Annotated in this window: 21 protein-coding genes; 10 read left to right on the top strand and 11 right to left on the bottom strand. The window is 63.1% G+C overall.

What is annotated here, in order from left to right:
- Positions 1-2: 2 nt before the first annotated feature.
- Positions 3-431, bottom strand: a complete 429-nt coding sequence (gene rplM, locus VF285_RS01990; protein WP_346950930.1) for a 50S ribosomal protein L13 — start codon at positions 429-431, stop codon at positions 3-5.
- A 432-nt stretch (positions 432-863) separates the two neighbouring features.
- Positions 864-2,231, bottom strand: a complete 1,368-nt coding sequence (gene pmbA / locus VF285_RS01985; protein ID WP_346950929.1) for a metalloprotease PmbA — start codon at positions 2,229-2,231, stop codon at positions 864-866.
- A 52-nt stretch (positions 2,232-2,283) separates the two neighbouring features.
- On the opposite strand from pmbA, the gene yjgA reads away from it, so the two are divergent.
- Complete coding sequence (gene yjgA, locus VF285_RS01980) at positions 2,284-2,844, top strand: ribosome biogenesis factor YjgA (protein WP_414648044.1); 561 nt, start codon at positions 2,284-2,286, stop codon at positions 2,842-2,844.
- On the top strand, positions 2,844-3,524 hold the full coding sequence (locus tag VF285_RS01975; protein ID WP_346950927.1) for an alpha/beta hydrolase: 681 nt from the start codon (positions 2,844-2,846) through the stop codon (positions 3,522-3,524). The genes yjgA and VF285_RS01975 overlap by 1 nt, the downstream gene beginning before the upstream one ends.
- A gap of 52 nt (positions 3,525-3,576) precedes the next feature.
- On the opposite strand, the gene VF285_RS01970 is transcribed toward VF285_RS01975, so the two are convergent.
- Positions 3,577-6,042, bottom strand: coding sequence for a GNAT family N-acetyltransferase (locus tag VF285_RS01970; protein ID WP_346950926.1), 2,466 nt, complete (start codon positions 6,040-6,042; stop codon positions 3,577-3,579).
- A gap of 145 nt (positions 6,043-6,187) precedes the next feature.
- On the opposite strand from VF285_RS01970, the gene gltX reads away from it, so the two are divergent.
- Entirely contained in the window at positions 6,188-7,603 is a 1,416-nt protein-coding gene (gene gltX / locus VF285_RS01965; protein WP_346950925.1) for a glutamate--tRNA ligase, read from the top strand.
- Positions 7,604-7,625: 22 nt separating this feature from the next.
- Here gltX and VF285_RS01960 read toward each other — a convergent pair whose 3' ends face one another.
- A complete protein-coding gene (locus tag VF285_RS01960; protein ID WP_346950924.1) occupies positions 7,626-8,123 on the bottom strand; it encodes a hypothetical protein in 498 nt (165 codons plus the stop codon).
- 132 nt (positions 8,124-8,255) lie between these two features.
- Between VF285_RS01960 and VF285_RS01955 the strand changes: the two genes are divergently transcribed.
- The 3 genes from VF285_RS01955 (at position 8,256) to VF285_RS01945 (ending at position 10,285) form a co-directional block, all read left to right on the top strand.
- Positions 8,256-8,696 (top strand): hypothetical protein, encoded by a 441-nt coding sequence (locus VF285_RS01955; RefSeq protein ID WP_346950923.1) that lies wholly within the window; start codon positions 8,256-8,258, stop codon positions 8,694-8,696.
- Positions 8,697-8,920: 224 nt separating this feature from the next.
- Positions 8,921-9,598, top strand: a complete 678-nt coding sequence (locus VF285_RS01950; RefSeq protein ID WP_346950922.1) for a histone — start codon at positions 8,921-8,923, stop codon at positions 9,596-9,598.
- A gap of 123 nt (positions 9,599-9,721) precedes the next feature.
- Complete coding sequence (locus VF285_RS01945) at positions 9,722-10,285, top strand: YggT family protein (protein ID WP_346950921.1); 564 nt, start codon at positions 9,722-9,724, stop codon at positions 10,283-10,285.
- A gap of 70 nt (positions 10,286-10,355) precedes the next feature.
- Here the strand turns inward: VF285_RS01945 and VF285_RS01940 are convergent, their stop codons facing one another.
- The 7 genes from VF285_RS01940 to VF285_RS01910 form a co-directional block, all read right to left on the bottom strand.
- Positions 10,356-10,856, bottom strand: a complete 501-nt coding sequence (locus VF285_RS01940) for a glycine zipper 2TM domain-containing protein (protein WP_346950920.1) — start codon at positions 10,854-10,856, stop codon at positions 10,356-10,358.
- A gap of 29 nt (positions 10,857-10,885) precedes the next feature.
- On the bottom strand, positions 10,886-11,833 hold the full coding sequence (locus VF285_RS01935; protein ID WP_346950919.1) for a carbohydrate kinase family protein: 948 nt from the start codon (positions 11,831-11,833) through the stop codon (positions 10,886-10,888).
- Positions 11,834-11,840: 7 nt separating this feature from the next.
- Positions 11,841-12,938 carry a zinc-ribbon and DUF3426 domain-containing protein gene (locus VF285_RS01930; protein WP_346950918.1) on the bottom strand — a complete coding sequence of 366 codons (1,098 nt, stop codon included), beginning with the start codon at positions 12,936-12,938 and terminating at the stop codon, positions 11,841-11,843.
- Between the two features lie 12 nt (positions 12,939-12,950).
- On the bottom strand, positions 12,951-13,868 hold the full coding sequence (gene prmA, locus VF285_RS01925; protein WP_346950917.1) for a 50S ribosomal protein L11 methyltransferase: 918 nt from the start codon (positions 13,866-13,868) through the stop codon (positions 12,951-12,953).
- Positions 13,869-13,875: 7 nt separating this feature from the next.
- The gene (gene accC / locus VF285_RS01920; RefSeq protein WP_346950916.1) at positions 13,876-15,225 is read right to left on the bottom strand and encodes an acetyl-CoA carboxylase biotin carboxylase subunit; all 1,350 of its coding nucleotides are present in this window, start codon (positions 15,223-15,225) and stop codon (positions 13,876-13,878) included.
- Between the two features lie 5 nt (positions 15,226-15,230).
- Positions 15,231-15,674, bottom strand: coding sequence for an acetyl-CoA carboxylase biotin carboxyl carrier protein (gene accB, locus VF285_RS01915; protein ID WP_346950915.1), 444 nt, complete (start codon positions 15,672-15,674; stop codon positions 15,231-15,233).
- A 311-nt stretch (positions 15,675-15,985) separates the two neighbouring features.
- A complete protein-coding gene (locus VF285_RS01910; protein ID WP_346950914.1) occupies positions 15,986-16,480 on the bottom strand; it encodes a TlpA disulfide reductase family protein in 495 nt (164 codons plus the stop codon).
- A gap of 108 nt (positions 16,481-16,588) precedes the next feature.
- Here VF285_RS01910 and mpl point away from each other — a divergent pair, with 108 nt between their 5' ends.
- The 4 genes from mpl to mtgA are packed head-to-tail and all read left to right on the top strand — an operon-like array spanning position 16,589 to position 21,475.
- Positions 16,589-17,971 carry a UDP-N-acetylmuramate:L-alanyl-gamma-D-glutamyl-meso-diaminopimelate ligase gene (mpl, locus tag VF285_RS01905; protein WP_346950913.1) on the top strand — a complete coding sequence of 461 codons (1,383 nt, stop codon included), beginning with the start codon at positions 16,589-16,591 and terminating at the stop codon, positions 17,969-17,971.
- Between the two features lie 16 nt (positions 17,972-17,987).
- Positions 17,988-19,868 carry a ribonuclease catalytic domain-containing protein gene (locus VF285_RS01900; RefSeq protein WP_346950912.1) on the top strand — a complete coding sequence of 627 codons (1,881 nt, stop codon included), beginning with the start codon at positions 17,988-17,990 and terminating at the stop codon, positions 19,866-19,868.
- 18 nt (positions 19,869-19,886) lie between these two features.
- The gene (locus tag VF285_RS01895; protein ID WP_346950911.1) at positions 19,887-20,768 is read left to right on the top strand and encodes an energy transducer TonB; all 882 of its coding nucleotides are present in this window, start codon (positions 19,887-19,889) and stop codon (positions 20,766-20,768) included.
- The gene (gene mtgA, locus VF285_RS01890; RefSeq protein ID WP_346950910.1) at positions 20,765-21,475 is read left to right on the top strand and encodes a monofunctional biosynthetic peptidoglycan transglycosylase; all 711 of its coding nucleotides are present in this window, start codon (positions 20,765-20,767) and stop codon (positions 21,473-21,475) included. Before VF285_RS01895 ends, mtgA begins: the two co-directional genes overlap by 4 nt.
- The last annotated feature ends 10 nt before the right edge of the window (positions 21,476-21,485 follow it).

Here is a 21,485-nt window from a genome sequence, read left to right as displayed (position 1 = left end):
CCTCAGATGTCCAGGGTTTGCGGCTGCTGCGCACTGTGCGGATGTTCGGCACCGGCGTAGATCTTCAGCTTCTTGGCCATGGCGTAGCCCAGAGGGCCTTTGGGCAGCATGCCTTTGACGGCTTTCTGCAGGGCGCGGCCCGGAAAACGCTGTTGCATTTTCTGGAAGCTGGTTTCGTAGATGCCGCCCGGGTAGGTAGAGTGGCGATAGTAGCGTTTGTCGGTCGTCTTGGCGCCCGAAACGACGATGTCGGCGGCGTTGATGACGACGATGTAATCGCCAGTGTCTACGTGGGGAGTGAATTCTGGTTTGTGTTTGCCACGCAAGCGGCGTGCGACTTCGCTGGCCACACGGCCGAGGATCTTACCCTTGGCGTCGATCACAAACCATTCACGCTTGACTTCATGCGGCTTGGCCACAAAGGTCTTCATGATGGGTTTTACCTGAAAATTAAAGTGAAGATTGCTGCTGCTATTTCCGCCGCTACAACCCTGCCCGTCTGGGTTTCATGGCTTCAGTTTTGCATCCCTAAGCGCAACCCGTACAGACATGGATTCAAACGGAAATCCGACAATTGTACCTGGAATTTTGGTCTCATGTGAAACCGGGCTGGACGACTGACACAGCACGCAGGCTACGGCCAGTGGCCCTTCGGGCTTCCTGGGTCTTCCTCGTCCGGGTGGCAGCGGACAAACTCGCCGCTGCGCGGCTCAAACATGTCCGCTGACGACTCCCACCCTCCCTTCGGCAGCACCCAGCACTGGCCTACCCGCCCGCGCGCTGTGTCAGTCGTCCAGCCTCTCCACCGTAGCGCGGCGGCCTCCAGCTTACCCCGCAATCTGCGCGTCGCGCCCTCCCGCCCTCTATTGCCCCGCCACCGCCATCTGATCGATCAAGATGGACCCCGTGGATTTGGCGCCGCGTCCGTAGACATCCGCGCCCACGGCCACCATGCCTCGGAACATCTCTGCCAGATTGCCCGCGATGGTGATTTCGTGCACCGGGTGGCGGATCACCCCGCCCTGCACCCAATACCCGAACGCGCCCCGGGAATAATCCCCCGTGACATAGTTCACGCCCTGCCCAATGAGCTCGGTGACCAGAAGCCCCGTGTCCATCTTGCGCAAGAGCGCGGGGAGATCGTCACCCGCTTGCGTCCGCTGCGAACGCAGACTCAAATTATGCGAGCCGCCGGCATTGCCGGTCGTGGCCATGCCCAGCTTGCGCGCGGTGTACGTAGACAGGAAGTACCCTTCGAGCACGCCCCCGCCCACTACTCGGCGGGCCTGTGGCCGGACACCTTCGGCGTCAAAGGGCGAACTCCCCTGAGCTCCAGGGATATAGGGGTTCTCGATGACATCGAGGTGATCGGCCAATACCGGGGTTCCCAAGGCATCGAGCAGGAAACTTGCCTTGCGATACAAGGCTCCGCCACTGGCGGCCTGCACCAGCGCGCCCAGCAACCCCACGGCCAGAGGTGCTTCGAAGAGCACCGGGTAGCGGCCCGTCTTGACTGGCCGCGCATGCAGGCGCGACAGCGCCCGCTGGGCGGCGTAACGGCCCACTTCGGCGGGATCTGCCAGGTCTTCGGCACGCCGCGCCGACGTATACCAGAAATCGCGCTGCATGCCATCGCCACGCCCCGCAATGGGGGCTACCGACAGGCTGTGGCGCGAATACGGATAGCCGCCTAGAAACCCCCGGGAATTGCCCAGCACGAAGTGGCCTTCAGTGGCATCCACCGAGGCGCCTTCCGTATTGGTGATGTCGCGGCTGGTCGAAAGCGCAGCCCGCTCGGCCCGAATGGCCAGGCGCTTGGCGCCCTCGGCATCGATGGCCCATGGGTGATACAGATCCAGATCCGGGTAATGCAGCGCCAGCTGATCGGGTTCGGGCAGGCCTGCCGCCGGGTCTTCGGCGGTATAGCGCGCGATGTGCCAGGCCGCATCAACCGTGCGCTGCAGTGCGTCTGCAGAAAAATCGGATGTGGACGCCGAACCGCGACGCTGGCCGGCAAAGACCGTGACGGCCAGCGACCGGTCGCGCGTCTGCTCGATGGTTTCGACTGCCAGCTGCCTGGCCGCCACCGAGAGCCCTCGGCTCTCGGAGACTTCGGCGGCCGCATCGGTCGCACCGGCCTTGCGCGCACGCTGCAGCACGTCCGTGACCAGTTCACGAAACCGCGCCTGCTGTGCGGGGATGTCCAGAAAATCTTCGGTAGAGTCGTTCATGCGCAATCCGCAAAAATCCAGACGGTTATCATAACCACTGATCAGTCATTTTATGCTTTCAACCATGGACCCTACGTCAACGGAATCCTCCGACCTGCAGGATCTCCCTCCCAGCAAGTCGCAGGTCAAGCGCGACATGCACGCGTTGCTGGATCTGGGCCGCGAGCTCATCGCCTTGCCAGCGTCGCAGCTGGATCAGCTGCCGCTGGCCGAAAGCCTGCGCGACGCCATCGATCTGGCCCAACGCACGCGCAGCCACGAAGGCTTGCGGCGGCAAACCCACTACGTGGGCAAGCTCATGCGTCAGGCCGACGCGCCCGCGCTGCGCGCCCAGCTCGACCTATGGGCCAACGGGTCACAGGCGCAAGCGCGCGCCATGCAGCGCATCGAAGCGCTGCGTGATCGGCTGATGGACAGCGACGACGCCCTGACTTCCCTGCTGGACAGCTTCCCGGGCCTGGACATCCAGGCGCTACGGGCACAGATCCGGGCAGCCCGCAAAGAGGCACGCGACAATGCCGCACTGCCGGAGGGCCGGGAACCGGTGCGCAAGCACTACCGCGCATTGTTCCAGACCCTGAAAAAACTTGATTTCAAGGACGAGACACGCTGATGGATATCCCGCTCGAGACGCTGGAACGCGAAACCGGCCCCAACCCGACGCACAGCATCATCTGGCTGCACGGGCTGGGGGCAGACGGAAATGACTTCGCACCCATTGTCCCCGAATTCACTGGCGACGGCCTGCCGGCGCTGCGCTTCGTGTTCCCCCATGCACCCGTGCGCCCTGTCACGCTCAATCAGGGCATGCCCATGCGCGCCTGGTACGACGCCTACGGTCTGCAGCGCGACTCGCGCGAAGACATCGCCGGCATCCGCACGGCACGCCAGGCCATCGGAGGCCTCATCAAGCAGGAATGCGCACGCGGCGTGCCGTCAGAACACATCGTGCTCGCGGGGTTTTCTCAGGGCTGTGCCACGGCACTCTACACCGGGCTGCGCTTCGAACGCCGCCTGGCGGGCATGGTCGGGCTGTCGGGATACCTGCCACTGCGCCACACCACCGCCGCCGAACGCCACCCGATCAACGCACAGACGCCGATCTTCATGGCGCACGGCACGCAAGACCCCGTCATACCCATCACCTTCGCCGAAACCGGCCGCGACCTACTCACGGCGCTGGGCCAGCCGGTGCAATGGCACACCTACCCCATGCCGCACGCCGTGCACCCACAAGAGCTTGAAGACATCCGTGCGTTTCTGATCGCACTGTTCAGCCCGCCGCAAAAGTAGGCTGCAACCCCAGGCGCGTCACATTGCCTCAAGACCACTGCCGCACCACGGCCTACTCGCGCCGTTTGCGCAGATCCAGCCACACCCGCCGCATGGTGGGGTCATCCGCCTCGGCATCGTTCTGGAACCCCAGATGGGTCATCAGCCCCAGCATGGGCCGGTTCGTGGCCAGCACCACCCCTTCGATGTAATCGAGCTGCTGGCGCTGCGCCACCTGAATCAGGCTCTGCATGAGGTGCTCGCCCAACCCGCGCCGCTGCCAGTCGTCGGCAATGACCAGCGCGTATTCTGCCCCCTGGCCATCGGCATTGCGCAGACAGTGGGCAAAGCCCACGATGCGCTCGCGCAGCAGCCCCCGGTTCTCGGCGTTGGACACTTGTGCCGTCGCCACCAGCGCTACCTCGCGGTCGTAATCGATGCGCGTATAGCGGGCCAGCATCCGGGGCGTGAGTTCGCGCAGCATGGACACGAAGCGCATATAGCGCGATTCGTCCGACAGCCCGCGGATGAACTCCTGCAGCAAGGTGGCGTCCTCAGGGCGGATCGGGCGCAACAGCCATTCTTGTTGACTGGCCGTCACCATGGACCGCACCAGACGGCGCGGATAGGGATGGATCGCCATATGCCGATAGGCGCGATTCTCTGGACGCTCGCCATCGTAGTCGGGGTCGAGCGTGACGTGCACGCCCCCTGCAAAAAGGCTGGTGTCGTCCGACCACAATGGGTCTACCGTCAGCGTCTTGACTCCGGGCAGTTCGCTCACGATTTCTGAAATGCGCTCCAGCGTGTCGCGCAGGCGATCGAAGACGGCGGAGGTCAGTTCACGCTCGAGCACCCGGGTCCAGAAAGACCCCCGTTGGATGAGTTGACGCGCCAGGTAGGTATTGAGCGGTGGCAGCTCGATATTGCGCTGTGTCGTCACCAGCTGGGCATAACGCCCACCTGGGCCAAATTGAATGTAAGGCCCAAAATGGGCATCCTGACCCACACGGATTGCCATGGGAATGGCTGCGGGTGTCTCACCGGGCGTACGCTGTTCGTCAAAGACGACAGGCACGTGAAAACAGTCCAGCAGCCAGCGACTACCAGCGGCATCCAGACTGGCATGCCCCGACATGATCGCGTCCGAGATCAACGTCCGGGCCTCGTCGAGCCGAGGCGGGCGATTGAGCATTTCAGGCGGCAAGGCCTGCTGCGCCAAGGTCTGGTTGTAGTGATAGGTGGCTAGAATACCCAGCGCATTGGCGGCAGATTCGGGCGTGCGGAAAGCAGGCAACCCCACCGCGTCCAACCTGTGCCGCAAAGGCCGCATGGCGGCATCGCCCAGAAAGCACGACACAATGGGTTTTGCGGCAGACTCTGAAAACTGCGCCAGCACGTCGCTGGCTGCCTCCATGTCGGACAAGGCATCGGGCGCAAGCAAGACCAGCACACCATCCACATTGGCGTCGCCCGCCACGAGCGCCAGCGTCTTGCCCAGACGCTCGGGCGTCAGGGGCGCATGACTGACGACGGGGTTGTCCACACTGGCACCGGGCTCGAGCAAGGCCTCAAGATCGCGTCGCGTTTGTGTGGTGAGATCGGCGCGCAGCAGGGGGCCATTGCCACCCATGACATCCAGCGCCAGGTGCGCGGCACCATAGCCATTCGAAAGCAGCGCCACCCGACGCACGCGTTGTTGCCGCGCATGCACCAGCACCTTGAGGGCCGAAAACAATTGCACGAAAAACCGGATGCGCACCGCCCCCGTGCGACGCAACAGCGCGTCGAAGACGCGGTCGGCCTCGAGATCCTGCACCGCGCCGGGCGGGTTCGCCTTGAGCACGATGACCGGCTTGACGCTGGCCGCCGCCATGAGTGCGCTGGTGAAATGCCGCGACGAATCGGCCTCTTCGAGGTACAGCACGATGCTGTCGCTGCGGGAATCCATGGCGAGGTATTCCAGGATCTCGGCCACCGTCACGCCTTCGGCATCGCCCGCCGAAACCACAGCCGAAAACCCCAGCTGGATGTCGCCCGCCCAATCCATGACGGCCGCTGCAATCATGCGGGATTGTGCGACCAGCGCGACGCGCCCCACGGGGGCCGCGCGCGGGTCCAGACTCAGATTCAGACTCAGGTGCGGGCGTTGCACCCCCAGTGCACCCGGGCCCAGGACCAGGCAGTCGTTCTGCCGCCCCCAGGCCTGGCACTCGGCGCGCGCACGCCGCGGGTCAGCAGAGGGAATTTCGTGCGGCAACAACACCAGCGCTCGCGGATGATGCGGCCGCAACGCCGCCAGCGCCAGAGGCAGTTGAGCCGGGTCGACGCTGAGCAGCGCCATGTCCAGACGCTGCCCGTCCTGCAAAAAACCCAGCCGGTTGGCAGGCAGACGCCAGCGACCATCCGGCTGAATGCGGAAATCGGCGATTCGGCCCTGCAGCTGCTCGGGGGTCGACTGAACGACCGGGAGTTCGTGAGAGCTCAGAATGAGCAGTGAACGCGGCTCGAACAGAGCCGCCAGACGGTGACGCGACATGAAATGAGATCCTGGGTGATGCCGCAAGTGGCTGTGAGCAGGGCGTTTCGCACGCGCTGCCGGCGGCCCCCTTAAAATGGCAGATTGTTCCCTTGATTTTACTAGCTGCAGACGCGCTGGCCGCACCTGCACTCCGACTCCGACCATGACCGACGTTTCGACGCGCCCTGTGCGCACGCGCTTTGCCCCTTCTCCCACCGGATACCTGCATCTGGGGGGTGCCCGCACTGCCCTGTTTTCGTGGGCGTTTGCGCGCCACTTTGGCGGTACCTTCATCTTGCGCATCGAAGACACCGATCTGGAACGCTCTACGCCGCAGGCCGTACAGGCCATTCTGGACGGCATGAAGTGGCTGGATTTGCAGCCCGACGAAGGCCCGTTCTATCAGATGCAGCGCATGGACCGGTACCGTGCCGTCATCGCAGACATGCTGGCGCAGGGCACCGCCTACTACTGCTACAGCACGCCCGCCGAAGTCGAAGCCATGCGTGAGCGCGCCCGCGCCATCGGCGCCAAGCCCCGCTACGACGGGACCTGGCGCCCCGAGCCGGGCAAGACCTTGCCCCCCGTTCCACAGGGCATCAAGCCGGTGGTGCGCTTTCGCAGCCCGCTGGAAGGCGCGACCGCCTGGAACGACCTGGTGAAGGGCCCCATCAGCATCGACAACGCGGAGCTCGATGACCTCATCATCGCTCGGCCAGACGGTACCCCCACCTACAACTTCTGCGTCGTCGTTGACGACTGGGACATGGGAATCACGCACGTCATCCGAGGCGATGATCACGTCAACAACACGCCACGGCAGATCAACATCCTGCGCGCACTGGGCGCCGAGATCCCGCACTACGGGCACGTCCCCATGATTCTGGGGCCCGATGGCGAAAAGCTCTCCAAGCGCCACGGCGCCGTGAGCGTCATGGAATACGATCGCCTGGGCTACCTGCCACAGGCCATGATGAATTATCTGGCGCGCCTGGGCTGGAGCCACGGCAACGACGAGCTCTTCACACGCGAAGAATTCATCAAATGGTTCGACCCTGCGCACCTGAGTCGCTCGGCCGCGCAGTGGGACCCCAAGAAACTGAACTGGGTCAACGCCCACTGGCTGCGTGAGCTGGCGCTCGACGACCTGGCAGCCCGCGTCACACCCCGCATCCGCGAACGTGGCGGCGACCCGTCGGCGACGACCGACCTGCCCGCCGTGCTGGCACTATTGCGTGACCGCAGCGAAACCCTGGAAGACCTGGCCGAAGGGGCCATGCTGTTTTGTGGTGCCTACGTACCGGCCGACGACGCACTGCGCACCGAAGTGCTGGACACCGATGCGCTTGCTCTGCTGCGCGAATTCCACACTCAGGCAAGCGCGCTGCAAGACTGGTCCGAAGCCAGCTTGGATGCACTCATCAAGAGCATCCTGAAAGACCGCGGCGTCAAGATGCCCAAGCTCGCGATCCCGCTGCGCGTGGCTGTCACGGGACGCAAGCACACACCGTCAATTGGCGCCGTGCTGAATCTGCTGGGCCGCACCACCGTGCTCGAGCGCCTGGGCTCAACGATCTAGTGCCGAGGCGCTTCGACGCTCATCAGAATGGCAGGCGATAGCCCGGCGACATCCGCCTGAGACGCACCGCGCCATTCGGGCCCAGCATCCGCAGCTCGGTTGCGGTGGCTTGGCTCACGCGGTAGCGGTTGATATAGATGGGGTCGTTCAGATCGACAGGCACCCCGTTGGACTGCAGTGTGCGCAACACCACCGTCTGGCTTTCGTGCGTCCAGCACCCGGCCTCATACAGACCTTGCGAGGGCGCACGAGGACGCTTGACCTGCTCGACATAATTCATCGTGCCATTGGCATTGAGCGTGTAGAGCGTGCGCAAAGAACCGGCCAAGCCTTTCTCGGAGGTCACCGACAGCCAGTTCCCGACCACGGGGTCGCCCGCTCGTGCAGGCACACAGGCGGGCGGCGCCTTGGCCTGAGTTTGTTCGGGAGCCCTAGCCGGTGGCGTGGTGGGGGCGCATGCTGCCAACGCCACCAACACCGATAAACTCAAGGGCCCGCGCAGCAGACGAACGGTTCGCACGGTTTGACTCCTATTCATGACATAAGTCATTCAATTCCCCAAGCCCACACGCCCATGATGTTCGAGTGACACGCTTGAGACCTACAATTTTTTGAAAACTGGCACAGGGCCAGTTCGCCTTATTCTAACGACATGAGCCATTCCATACTGCAGACATTGCATCTGTACGCCGCCATATTTTTCGTGGGCACGGTGTTCTTCGAGGTCACCATCCTGGAGGGTATCCGCGAGCCGCTGGGGCGTGAAACCATGCGCAACGTAGAACTCGCCATCGGCCGCAGGGCGCGCCGCATCATGCCCTTCGTCATCCTCGTGCTCTTTGGCGCAGGGCTCGGCATGGCCTGGCAGTTCCGGGCCGAACTCGCGCACCCGCTGGGCAGCAGCTTCGCCACGCTGCTCTGGATAAAGATCATCCTGGCGATCAGCGTGCTCGCGCACTTCATCACCGCCATGACGCTCAGTGGCACAGGCCGCCTGAAATCCCGCCATTTCAAACTGATCCATCTCAGCGTGTTCACGCACGTGATTCTGATCGTGTTCCTCGCCAAAGCCATGTTCTTTCTGCATTGGTAAGGCGCGCGCGAACGCAACTTTTTTGAGACAGGCTGCGCCAGAAATCATCGGCAAACGGCCAATCACCCGCAATAATGCTTGGTCCGCGCAACACCTTAAGATAGACTGGAAGGCATGCGATATTTTCATATTGCATGCCTGCGCCATTTGAAATGGGCCGCACCCCGCGGTGGGGGTCATGTCAAATGGGTGGACGTTTTCTTCCGACCTCCAGGAGCATGAAAATGGCAACCCGCAAACCGGCCGGCACAGCGGCCACCGCGGCGGCATCCAAAGCCGCCAAGAAACCCGCCACAACCAAGCCTGCAAAAGCAGCTGCAGCCAAACCTGCAGCCAGCACCAAAAAGCCTGTAGCCAAGGCATCCAGTCCGAAGTCCGCCCCCAAAGCTGCCGTCAAAAAAGCGGCCGCCAAGCCAACTACCAAAGCCGCAGCCAAGCCAGCGGCCAAAGCCAAGGCAGCAAAGCCCGCCGCCAAAAAAGCAGTAGCAGTCAAAGCACCCGCCAAAAAGGCCGGTACTGCAAAACCTGCAACAAAGGCAGCGGTCAAGAAAACCGCCACCAAGGCCAGCGCCGCCAAACCAGCTGCAAAAGCAGCAGCCAAACCGGCCGCCAAGAAAACAGCAGCTAAAGTCGCGGCAAAGAAACCCGCGGCAAAAAAGGCCGCTGTAGCAAAGCCGGCTGCCAAAAAGGCCGCTGCTGCAAAGCCCGCCGCCAAGGCGGCTCCGGCAAAGTCTGCGGCTGCAAAAAGCGCAGCTGCTGCCAAAAAGCCGGCCGCCGCAAAGCCAGCCGCCAAGAAACCTGTCGCCAAAAAGGCCACAAAGCCCGCAGGCGCAGCCCCGGAAGCACGCACGGACAGCAACCCTGCGGGCTCATGGCCCTTCCCGGTCTCCAAGCGGCCCTAAGCCCTCTTGCGTCTATCCATGACGCAGCAAAACGGCCCGGCAACTTGCCGGGCCGTTTTGCTGAATGCGACAATGCGACAATAGGCGCGCACCCACACGGCCCGTCGGCCACACGAGCACTGCATGGTACAGAACATCCTCCTCTTCCTGATCGACATCTTCTTCCAGCTCTTCGGAATCGCGCTGATCCTGCGTGCGTGGATCTACGCCATCCGCCTGCACCCCTTCAACCCCTACTCGCAAGCCATCTTGCGCGTGACCGACTGGCTGGTACAGCCCATCCGCCGCGCCATTCCGGCCAGTGGGCGATTCGACTGGCCCAGCATCATCGCCTGCTGGATTTCAGCCATTGTCTACCTGCTGCTCACCTGGCTCCTGGCCATGGGTAGCTTGCCCTCGGCAACCTCCACGGTACCGCTATTGCTCACAGGCCTGCTCATCAGCCTGAAATGGCTCTTCAACGTCATCGTGTGGATCACGCTGATCCAGGCCGTGTTGTCGTGGGTCAATCCGCTTTCGCCCATCATGCCGGTGCTCTACACGCTGACGGCGCCGCTGTTGGACCCCATCCGCCGTGCCATGCCGCGCACCGGAGGCCTGGACTTCTCACCGCTTATCTTGCTGGTGATCGCACAAGTCCTGATGATGGTGCTCAGCCACCTGGCGTTTTCAACCTTCGGCCTCTGAATTTCCCTCACCCGCCACAACAAAAAGGCCCGACATCCGTCGGGCCTTTTTGTTGTGGCAATACCCAAAATTACATGGGCACCACACGCGTGGGCCCGCCGCCACTGATGACCTGCACGCGCTGCCCTGAACTGAGTGGAACGTCGGCGGCCTGTGCAATGACGCGGGTTTCACCGTTATCGAGGCGTACGGTGATCTCAAGACCTTGCGTCTTGCCCACCTGATTTTCGACGGCATTGCCAGCCAGGCCACCCAGCAAGGCGCCCCCAATGGCCGTCAGAATCTGCCCGCGGCCACCGCCGATGGCACTGCCTGCCACACCGCCCAATGCAGCGCCCCCAATGGCGCCTACGCCCGAGGACTGATTCGATTGAATGGTGACAGGCCGCACCGATACGACCGTACCGTAACGGACGATCTGCTCCTGCTGAGCCTGCCCGTAGGTGTACACCGAACTGGAAGCCGACTGGCTGGCGCAGCCCGCCAGCGCCAGCACAGACAGCGACAACCCCGCGGCGGCCAGTACACGAACGCAACGAGAAGAACGGAAACCAAAAGTGGGGATCGCCATGGACAGACTCCTGAGTAACGATGTGCCGTTCAGGCCGGAAAATTGGCCTTCACGCCATAATGGGCCTGCAAGGCAGCCGCAATATCAGCACGTGACGGGCGATGGTTCTGTGAACCCTGGCTGCCGATTTTAAAGCCCCCCATGACATTCGCCAAACAGCAGGCGTCATGCAGGGACCAGTCGTTCACCAGCCCATAGAGCAGGCCCGCGCGGTGCGCATCACCACAACCGGTGGGGTCGACGACGGCACTGACCGGGACGGGCGCAATATCCGCGCGCCCTGAAGCCGTGTACAGCGACGCACCCTCGCCCCCGCGCGTGACTACCACGGCTTTCAAGCCCGCGGCAATCGACTCCAGCGATTCGCCGGTGCGGTCGACGATGATGCTGGCTTCATAGTCGTTCGCGGTGAGGATCGAGGCCATGCCCAACATGCGGCGCAGGTCTTCACCTTGGAACAGCGGCATGGCCTGCCCCAGATCGAACACGAACGGAATGCCAGCCGCATGCAGGCGTTCGGCGTGGGCGAACATGCCATCCTTGGAATCGGGGGACACAATGCCCCAGGCCGCCTTCTGGCCCGTCAGATCGTTTTCAGCCGAACGCAGCATGGCGCCCGGGTGAAAGGACGCGATCTGGTTCCCATCCTGGTCGGTGGTGATGTAGCACTGCGGCGTATAGGCATCGGCCAGCACGCGGATCATCCGAGTGTCGATCCCCATGTCCCGCATGCGCTGCAGATAGTCGTCGGCGTCCTGGCCCACGGTGCCCACCGGTACCGGATGTCCCCCCAGCAGCTTCATGCTGTAGGCGATGTTTCCGGCACAGCCCCCGTACTCTTTGCGCAGTGTGGGAACAAAGAACGACACGCTCAGCGAGCGGATGTTGTCCGCGAGAATGTGATCACGGAATCGCCCTTCGAAGACGGCGATGGTGTCAAAGGCAATGGAGCCACAGACAAGAACTTCCTTGGACATTGAAACCTCAGGGGAAGAACAGATCCAGCTGGTATCCGTTGATACGGACGCCACTCAGGGTCAGGGGAACACGCAAGAGCGCTTCACTATGCGCGGCAAAAGGCTGGCCATTCATGGTCGGCCCGAGATATTCGGCCGGTGTCAGGTTGCGCCGAACCAGCAAGGTGCCCGAACCGTCTTTCAGATCCAGCACCAGCATGGGCCATTCTTGCGGCTGTCCGAGCTGATTGCGCAAGGTGACCTGCAGCACAAAATGCTGATCGGCATCCGGTGCAGACGTGGCGCCACTGCCATGGCCGCCGGATGGCGAGGCCGGTACCGTGTCGGCCACCTGCAGCGCCGAGCCCGTCACGACGATTTGATTGATGTCGCGCGCGTAAGGCACGCGGCAGCGCAGCGGTACGCAAACGCGCTCCAGCAACGGCCGCACGCTGGGCGCAAACTGCGCGATTCTGGCCCGATAGACGTAGACGAGCTGCGCCACGAACAGTACCACCAATAGGCTGAGCAACACCATCGAAAAAAATCGAACGAGCGCAGACCAGAGCCCTTCAGGGCGATCCGGCTGCAGCAAGGGCGCAGCAGACCCCCCTGCGGAGCGGGCCGGGTGCGGCTCCACGACGATGGAACCTCGGCCACCCGCGGCGGGAGTTTCGTCCCACGAGAGTGGATCGGAGTCCATGCCCGATTCATCTGCGGACGACCCTACGTGCGGCTCATTCCAGTCGCTCGCACGGGGACCGTCTTCGGGCCAAGGAGCCACGCCCACCCGGAACTCCGGGTCTCGAACAGACGATGAACCATGCAGGGACGAACGCCCTGCCCGAATGACTTGTGGCGGCGCATCCCAGTCCTCTTCAGGTTCCGGCCCTGGTTCCGGCACCGATGCTCGGGTCGGAATGGGCTCCGGGCCGCGCGGCGGCGCTGCATCGAGCTCACCGGCGGCCATGCCGCCGGGCTGCGTCGGCTCCCGTACGACTTCGGCATAGCCATCGAAAATATGGGCGCACTGCACACAGCGGATATAGCCCTTGCGCAGCTGCAGATCCGAGAGGCTTGCCTCAAAGACAGTGCCGCAGTTGGGGCAGCGTGTGGTCAGATCCATACGCTTGCGCCCTCAGTCGGGCTTGCGCCCTGCCAGGCACACCCAGCCTTCGCGCGTGGCCCAGACCCGCAGCAGCAACCAGGGCGCATAGACCTCTGCCACTTCACTGGCCTGGCGTTCGAGCACGCCCGAAAGGACCAGATGTCCGCCCGGAGACACCCGGGAGCACAGCATGGGTGCCAGCATTTTCAAGGGGTTGGACAGGATGTTGGCCACCACAAGAGCGCTGGTTCCGGCCGCCAGGCCGTCGGGCAGACAGGCATCCAGCTGCACGTGGTTGACTGCTGCGTTCTGCCGCGTCGACAGCACAGCCTGCTCGTCGATGTCCACCGCGTGCGTCTGGCCAGCACCCAGCAAGCGGGCTGCAATCGACAAGATGCCCGAACCACAGCCGTAGTCCAGAACGGTTTCACCGCCGCGCACGTGCTGTGCGAGCCATTCGAGGCACAGATGGGTCGTGGGGTGGCTACCCGTACCAAAGGCAAGCCCCGGGTCGAGCTCGATGCGCACCACGCCCGACTGCGTCTCCGGAGTGGGCACATGCGTGTCGTTGCGGTGCCAGCTGGGCACGATCCAGATGCGATCCCCGACCACGATAGGGCCGAACTGAGACTGCGTGAGCCGGACCCAATCGGCATCGGGGACTTCGCGCACCGACCAACGGATCTGTTCGGGAGGCACTGCAGCCGCCTGCGCCAGATACGCCACGAAATGCGCGGGGTCTTCGCCATCGGCGATCAGCGCTGCCAGCCGATTGCGCTGCCAGGCCTGCACCTCGGGCTCGAGCCCGGGTTCACCAAACAGCGGCTGCTCGTGCACCGTATCGCCGTCTGCGTCTTCGACCGACACGGAGAGCGCCCCGGCTTCGAGCAAGCTGTCGGACCAGAACTCGGCTTGTTGCTCGGTGCAGCTCAGTACCAACTCTCGCATGGCGACCTCAGGCTGCCTGGCCGGCCAGCTTGTGCTCCAGATAATGAATGCTGGTGCCACCGGCAATGTAGTTGGCATCCGCCAGCAGCTCGCGATGCAGCGGGATGTTGGTCTTGACGCCTTCCACGATCATCTCGGACAAAGCAATGTCCATGCGCATGCGGGCCTGCTGGCGATCATCGCCAAAAGCAATCAGCTTTGCAATGAGCGAGTCGTAATACGGAGGCACCGTATAACCCGTGAAGACGTGCGAATCCATGCGCACGCCCGGCCCGCCCGGCACGTGCCAGTTGGTGATGCGGCCCGGACTGGGCGTGAACTTGTGCGGGTCTTCGGCGTTGATACGGCACTCGATGGCATGCCCATGCAAATGGATGTCGCGTTGACGCAAGGTGAATTTTTCACCTGCAGCCACCCGGATCTGCCACTGCACGAGATCGAGCCCCGTGATCATCTCGGTGATGGTGTGTTCGACCTGGATACGGGTGTTCATCTCGATGAAGAAGAACTCGCCGTTCTCGTACAGGAATTCGAAGGTGCCTGCGCCACGGTAGCGCATCTGGCGGCAGGCTTCAGCACACCGCTCGCCAATGGCTTCGATCAGTGCCCGGTCGATGCCGGGTGCAGGCGCTTCTTCAATGACCTTCTGGTGGCGGCGCTGCATGGAGCAGTCGCGCTCACCCAACCAGACGGCCTTGCCCTCGCCATCGGCCATGATCTGGATCTCGATGTGGCGAGGATTTTCGAGGAATTTTTCGAGATAGACCTCGGAATTATTGAAGGCAGCACCAGCCTCGGTGCGCGTCATGGCCACGGAATTGAGCAGCGCGGCCTCGGTGTAGACCACCCGCATGCCACGCCCGCCGCCTCCGCCTGCTGCCTTGATCATGACGGGATAACCAACCTCTTTGGCAATCCGCAGGATTTCCTTGGGGTCTTCGGGAAGTGCGCCATCAGACCCGGGCACGACCGGCACGCCTGAGGCAATCATGGCCTGCTTGGCGTGCACCTTGTCGCCCATGGTACGGATGCTTTCAGGGCGTGGGCCAATGAAGACGAAACCGCTCTTTTCGACGCGCTCGGCGAAATCGGCGTTCTCGGACAGAAACCCGTACCCGGGGTGGATGGCCTCGGCGTCGGTCACCTCGGCAGCCGAGATGAGAGACGGGATGTTCAGGTAGCTGTCGCGCGGCGAAGCAGGCCCGATGCAGACGGCTTCGTCGGCCAGGCGAACGTACTTGGCTTCGCGATCGGCTTCGGAATACACCATGACCGTCTTGACGCCCAACTCTCGGCAGGCGCGCTGCACCCGCAGCGCGATTTCGCCGCGGTTGGCGATCAGAATTTTTTCAAACATGGCGCTCAGGCAATAATGAAGAGGGGTTGGCCGTACTCGACAGGCTCGCCGCTTTCGACCAGGATTTCCTTGATGACGCCGGACTTGTCGGCTTCGATTTCATTGAGCAGCTTCATCGCCTCGATGATGCACAGAGGGTCGCCTTCCTTGACCGACTGGCCGACTTCCACAAAGGCGGGCGCACTGGGGTTGGGCGCGCGGTAGAACGTCCCGACCATGGGGGCCTTTACCTGGTGACCTTGCACGGTCGGTGCCGCGGCGGCTTCGGCCGCCACAGGCGCTGCTGCCACGACGGGTGCCGCCGCGGCCATCACAGGGGCGGCAGCCATCACGGGAGTCTGCGAGAACTTCACGATGCGGACCTTGCCTTCGCCTTCGGTGATTTCGAGTTCAGCAATCCCCGAATCGGCCACCAGGTCGATCAGCGTTTTCAGTTTTCTGAGATCCATGAGAATTGAGTCCTGTGTGCTGGCTCACGGGCACCGTAAGCCTCTGAATCATTGAATTGTGCGTGATAAATAAAATAGGCCGTCGACCCGCTCCTGATGCGACGGACATTGAATCCGCGGCACCGGTATTTCGGAGCGTCTTCGACGGCGATAGAAAAAGCCCATGAATACCTGTACGAGTGCTCCTCAAGGTACCGCCACCCGGCCACGAACCCGGGCGCCAAGCCTTTCAAAGCGTCTTTTTACGCTAAAGGCCGCGATTTGTCCACTAAAAACCGGCGCAATGAAGCGTACGCGCACCCCATTGAAACCTAAAGTATCTTCGACAAGCGCGCATCCAGGGTCGCCGGCGTCAGCTCGCCCAACACCATGCTGGAAGCGCGGCCCCCTGAATTGAAGAAGACCGTAAAAGGCAGGCCACCCCCTTTGTTGCCGAGGGTGCGCATGAGGGAGATCCCGTCGGTGCCACCCAGTACCAAAGGATACGAAACGGTCACTTTCTGCAGAAACCGTTGCACGTTGGAACGCGTATCGATCGCCACGCCCACGATGACAAGCTGGGGATGACTGTGATGCAGTGCTTCGAGCATGGGCATTTCGCGCACGCAAGGAGCACACCAACTGGCCCAGAAATTGAGCACCACCGGGCGCCCGACATACCCGGCCATCGACATTTGCCGCCCTTGCAGGTCTTCGAAAGAACGACCAAAGACCGGATCAGGCGGCAGGGAAAACGCCTGTGCTGCTGATCCGGCCAGCATCAGCGCCGCCAGACTGCCGCATCGAAGAAAGTCCCGCCTGTCCATACTGCCTCCGCTCCACGAGCGTTCATTCCGCATGGCAGACTACCCGCGTGCGCAGACGGCGTCAAACTCTCCCCGTGCGAGCCTCTACAATACCCCCCGGAGGAATCGATGCACGTACACATACTGGGAATCTGCGGCACGTTCATGGGCGGCCTCGCGCTCATCGCGCGCTCGGCCGGCCACACAGTCACCGGCTGCGACGCCGGCGTCTACCCGCCCATGAGCACGCAGCTGCAAGAGCAGGGCATCGAGCTCACCGAGGGCTTCGACGCGAGCCAGCTCGCGCTGGGCGCCGACCTCTACATCGTAGGCAACGTGGTGAGCCGGGGAAACCCGCTCATGGAAGCCATTCTGGATCGCAACCTGCCCTACACCTCGGGCCCGCAGTGGCTGGCCGACCACGTGCTGCGCGGCCAGCATGTGCTGGCCGTGGCAGGAACGCACGGCAAGACCACCACCAGCTCCATGCTGGCCTGGATCTTCGACCATGCGGGTCACCCCGCCAATTTTCTGATCGGTGGCGTAGCCCCCGACCTGCAGGTTTCGGCGCGCTTTCAACCCGGCCACACCCACTTCGTGATCGAGGCCGACGAATACGACACGGCCTTTTTCGACAAGCGTTCGAAGTTCGTGCACTACCACCCACGCACAGCAATTCTGAACAACCTCGAATTCGACCACGCAGACATTTTCCCGAGCCTGGCGGCCATCGAAACGCAATTTCATCACCTGGTGCGCACCATCCCGGCCTCGGGCTGCATCATCCGTCCGGCGACGAGCGCTGCTCTGGACCGCGTGATCGCCCAGGGCTGCTGGAGCCCGATCGAGACTTTCGGTCCCGGAGGCCACTGGCAGGCTCGCCCGCTGACGGACGACGGTCAACGCTGTGACATCGTCTTTGACGGACAGCGGGAGGGGACGCTGGACTGGGCAATGGCTGGCACGCACAACCAGTCCAATGCCCTGGCGGCCATCGCTGCAGCCCGCCATGCGGGCATCTCGGTGCAAGACAGCATCAGTGCCCTGAATGCCTTTCAAGGCGTACGCCGACGACTGGAACTGCGGGGCACCGTCAACGGCGTGGCCGTCTACGACGACTTTGCACACCACCCCACCGCCATTGCCACCACCCTCGACGGCCTGCGCCGACGCGTAGGGCACGCTGCACGCATCCTGGCCGTCATCGAACCCCGCTCCAACACCATGAAACTGGGCACCATGGCAGCGCAGCTGCCGGCCGCGCTTGCCGACGCCGACCTGACCTTCTGCTACGGAGCCACCCACGGCAAACAGGCGCTGGGCTGGGACCCGGCCAAGGTGCTGGCCCCGCTGGGCGAACGGCTCTGGTCCGGGTCGGACCTGCAGGCGCTGGCGCAAGCTGTCTGCCGCGTTGCACGCCCGGGTGACCACATCCTGGTCATGAGCAACGGCAGCTTCGGCGGCATTCACCAAACACTGCTCGATGGTCTCGCCCATCGCCAGACCCACTGAGTTTTTCACATCCATCATGTACGTTCTCTACGAAGACACTGGCAAACTGAAGGCCGAGACCCTGTTTTCCGAGGCAGAGACCTCACTGCAGGTCGAGTCGGCCAGCGGCAAGCGCAGCAAGATCAAGCGCAACACGGTGCTCTTCACCTTTGAGCAGCCGGCCCCTGATGTGCTGCTGTCGCAAGCCGAAGCGCTCGCGGCCACGCTGGATATCCCGTTTCTATGGGAATGCGCGCCACAGCAGGAGTTCGAGGTGGCATCGCTGGCCGAAGACTATTTTGGTCACGCCCCCGGCGCGCTGGAAAAAACAGCGCTGCTGATGGCGCTGTCGGCAGCGCCCGCCTATTTTCATCGCCGCGGACGCGGCACGTACCGCCCTGCACCGCCTGACATCCTGCAAGCCGCGCTGGCCGCCATCGAAAAGAAGCGCCGCCAGGCCGAACTGCAGCAACAGTGGACTGACGACCTGGTCGCCGGAAAATTGCCGGAAGCGCTGCAGCCCGTGGCGCGCTCGTTTCTCGATCACCCGGATAAAAACACCCAGGAATGGAAGGCCTTCGACGCTGCCTTGCAGCAGTTGAACGTGTCGGCCGACAAACTGCTCCTGACGCTGGGCGTCTGGCCCAACCCGCTGGCCATGCGGCGCGAGCGGTTCCTGTCCACCCATTTTCCCAAGGGCACCGAGTGGCCACCAGTGGCGACCCAGCCCTGGGGAGCCGACCTGCCGCAAAACGACATTGAGGTCTATTCGGTCGACGATTCCAGCACCATCGAAATCGACGACGCCTTGTCAGTGACATTGCCCGACGACGGCACGATCCGTGTCGGCATCCACATTGCCGTGCCGTCGCTGGCCATCCCGCGCGGCAGCGAGTTCGACGACATGGCGCGTACCCGCATGTCGACCGTGTACATGCCGGGCGAGAAAATCCCCATGCTGCCCCGTGAACTGATTGCCGCGTTTTCGCTGGACGAGGGTCAGTGGCGCCCGGCGCTGTCGCTCTATGTCACCGGCCGCATGGAAGACGGCGAAATTCTGCAGACCGAAACCAGGCTCGAGCGCATCAGGGTAACCGGCAACCTGCGCCACGACGTGCTCAACAACGAGATCACGGAAGCCGCACTGACCGATCCGTCCGCGACCGTCCCTTACGCCCACTGGCTGCGTCCGTTATGGCACTTTGCGCTCAAGCGCACGGCCGTGCGCGACCACGTGCGGGGCAGACCCGAAAACAACGACCGGGTCGAATACAGCTTCGAGATCGAAGGTCCGCCAGACGACCCGAATTCCATCGTGCAACTCATCCCGCGCCAGCGCAACGCGCCACTGGAGCGACTGGTGGCCGAATACATGATCCTGGCCAATAGCCAATGGGCGGCCCTGCTAGCGCAGCACGGAGTGCCTGGCATCTTCCGCTCGCAGCAGATGGGACGTACCCGCATGTCCACCCAGCCGCTGCCGCACGAGTCCATTGCAGTGCAGCAGTACGCATGGGCCACCTCACCGTTGCGCCGCTATGTGGACCTGATCAACCAGGGCCAGATCATGGCCGCCGCCGAGCATGGTGTCTCGGCGCGCCTGGTGGCTCCGTTCAAACCCAAGGACGCCGACCTGTACGCCATCATCGGGGCCTTCGATTCGCAGTACACGCTCTGGGGCGATTTCCAGTCGTCGATGGAGCGCTACTGGTGCATCCGCTGGCTGCAACAGCAGCGCATCAAAGAAGTGGGGGCGTACGTGCTGCGCGACAATCTGGTGAGGCTGTCCTGCGCGCCCTTCGTCACGCGGATCAATGGGATGCCGGCCATGGAACGCGGTGACGCCGTCGTGCTGGACATTCTGGGGTACGATGAACTGGACCTGGACATCGACTGCCGTCTGCATGAGGCGGCCTGACACCGGGCGGACCCCGCCATGGATACTCTGTCACTCCAACTGCTGCAAGCTCCGCACGAAGGCCGCAGCCGCATGGCGACGGCCCTGCTGCTGTCGCTGGCAGCGCACGGTGCGCTCCTGCTGTGGCACAGCGGCCTCCTGACGCCGCCTCGCCCAAGCCCGACTTCGCTGGAAGTCACTCTGGTCAACAGCCGCAGCGACACTCCGCCGCTCAGACCCCAGGCGCTGGCGCAGCAATCGCTCAACGGCGGAGGCAACGCGGCCACGGGCCTCGCCGCATCACCCCTGCCGCGCACAGTCGACAGTACCGCGGACGAACAAGTGCTCGAGGCGCTGCACCGGCGTCAAGCCGAGCTCGAAGCCGAACAGAAGCGACTGCTCACTCAGCTCGAAGCCCACGAAAAAGTCGCCGCTTCGCGACCCAATCGCGAGCTGCTGGGGCAAAGCAGCGATCCCGGCAACGACGACCGCGAGCAAGAAAGCCTGATCCTGAACGCGCGCATCGCAGCGATCAAGGAGCAGATCGAGCACTACAACGCCGAACCGCGCCAGACCTTCGTAGGGCCCGCCACCCAGGCCGTGGGCTACGCTCAGTACGTCGAAGCATGGCGCCGGCGCATCGAACTCATCGGCACCGAGCACTACCCTCCCGAAGCTCGGGGCAAGATCTACGGTGATCTGCAGCTCACCGTCTATATCCGGAGCAACGGCCAACTGGACCATATCGCCTTCGACCAGCCCTCCAGCCACGCAGTGCTCAACAGCGCGGCGCGACGCATCGTGGAACTCGCTGCACCCTTTGATCCCTTTCCGGCCGAGCTCGCCAAGAAAACCGACATTCTCGCCATCACCCGAACCTGGCATTTCACCCACGGCGGGCTGGAAACCGGGTCGCCATGAGGCCCCGGTTTCGCCGCTCGCTGACCCGGCTGCTGCTCTGGATCATCTGTGCCGGGGTGCTCTATGAAGTCAGCCTGTTTGGCCGTGTCGTGTGGTTCAACTACCGCAACCCGAGCCAGTCTGCCGTGATGCAAGAAACACTGGACGTCTTGCGCCAGACCAATCCCAAGGCCCGGCTGAACCATCAATGGGTACCCTATAACCAGATTTCACCGGCACTCAAGCGCGCAGTCGTGGCATCGGAAGACTCCGGGTTCATGGAGCACGACGGGGTGGAATGGGACGCCATTCAAAAGGCCTGGAGCTACAACGCGCGCGAAGCGGCGCTGGGGCGATCGCGTCGGCGCGGAGGCTCCACCATCACGCAGCAGCTGGCGAAGAACCTGTTCCTGTCGAATTCACGCAATTACCTGCGCAAAGGACAAGAGCTGGTCCTCACCTACATGATCGAGGCTGTCATGAGCAAGCGACGCATTCTGGAGCTCTACCTGAACGTCGCTCAATGGGGAACCGCGACATTCGGTGCCCAGGCGGCGGCCCAGCACTGGTTTCATACCAGCGCCGCACGGCTCTCCAGCGCCCAGGCGGCCGCGCTGGCCTCCATGTTGCCCAATCCCGATTACTACGATCGCCACGGCCAGACGTCGTGGTTGCGCAGCCACGCGGCTGTCATCCAGGCCCGGATGCGTCTGGTAGAGATTCCCTAGCGCTACGATC

It is taken from the genome of Castellaniella sp., from assembly GCF_036379515.1.
Taxonomy (GTDB): domain Bacteria; phylum Pseudomonadota; class Gammaproteobacteria; order Burkholderiales; family Burkholderiaceae_B; genus Castellaniella.
This window is presented reverse-complemented; position numbering and strand designations above follow the sequence as displayed.

Coding starts and splice junctions, on each gene's coding strand:
- VF285_RS01900 (WP_346950912.1), top strand. CDS start 17,988: ATGTACGTTCTCTACGAAGACACTGGCAAACTGAAGGCCGAGACCCTG.
- pmbA (WP_346950929.1), bottom strand. CDS start 2,231: ATGAACGACTCTACCGAAGATTTTCTGGACATCCCCGCACAGCAGGCG.
- VF285_RS01895 (WP_346950911.1), top strand. CDS start 19,887: ATGGATACTCTGTCACTCCAACTGCTGCAAGCTCCGCACGAAGGCCGC.
- VF285_RS01975 (WP_346950927.1), top strand. CDS start 2,844: ATGGATATCCCGCTCGAGACGCTGGAACGCGAAACCGGCCCCAACCCG.
- VF285_RS01935 (WP_346950919.1), bottom strand. CDS start 11,833: ATGTCCAAGGAAGTTCTTGTCTGTGGCTCCATTGCCTTTGACACCATC.
- gltX (WP_346950925.1), top strand. CDS start 6,188: ATGACCGACGTTTCGACGCGCCCTGTGCGCACGCGCTTTGCCCCTTCT.
- VF285_RS01910 (WP_346950914.1), bottom strand. CDS start 16,480: ATGGACAGGCGGGACTTTCTTCGATGCGGCAGTCTGGCGGCGCTGATG.
- accB (WP_346950915.1), bottom strand. CDS start 15,674: ATGGATCTCAGAAAACTGAAAACGCTGATCGACCTGGTGGCCGATTCG.
- yjgA (WP_414648044.1), top strand. CDS start 2,284: ATGCTTTCAACCATGGACCCTACGTCAACGGAATCCTCCGACCTGCAG.
- VF285_RS01930 (WP_346950918.1), bottom strand. CDS start 12,938: ATGGATCTGACCACACGCTGCCCCAACTGCGGCACTGTCTTTGAGGCA.
- rplM (WP_346950930.1), bottom strand. CDS start 431: ATGAAGACCTTTGTGGCCAAGCCGCATGAAGTCAAGCGTGAATGGTTT.
- accC (WP_346950916.1), bottom strand. CDS start 15,225: ATGTTTGAAAAAATTCTGATCGCCAACCGCGGCGAAATCGCGCTGCGG.
- prmA (WP_346950917.1), bottom strand. CDS start 13,868: ATGCGAGAGTTGGTACTGAGCTGCACCGAGCAACAAGCCGAGTTCTGG.
- VF285_RS01970 (WP_346950926.1), bottom strand. CDS start 6,042: ATGTCGCGTCACCGTCTGGCGGCTCTGTTCGAGCCGCGTTCACTGCTC.
- VF285_RS01940 (WP_346950920.1), bottom strand. CDS start 10,856: ATGGCGATCCCCACTTTTGGTTTCCGTTCTTCTCGTTGCGTTCGTGTA.
- VF285_RS01950 (WP_346950922.1), top strand. CDS start 8,921: ATGGCAACCCGCAAACCGGCCGGCACAGCGGCCACCGCGGCGGCATCC.
- VF285_RS01955 (WP_346950923.1), top strand. CDS start 8,256: ATGAGCCATTCCATACTGCAGACATTGCATCTGTACGCCGCCATATTT.
- VF285_RS01945 (WP_346950921.1), top strand. CDS start 9,722: ATGGTACAGAACATCCTCCTCTTCCTGATCGACATCTTCTTCCAGCTC.
- mtgA (WP_346950910.1), top strand. CDS start 20,765: ATGAGGCCCCGGTTTCGCCGCTCGCTGACCCGGCTGCTGCTCTGGATC.
- mpl (WP_346950913.1), top strand. CDS start 16,589: ATGCACGTACACATACTGGGAATCTGCGGCACGTTCATGGGCGGCCTC.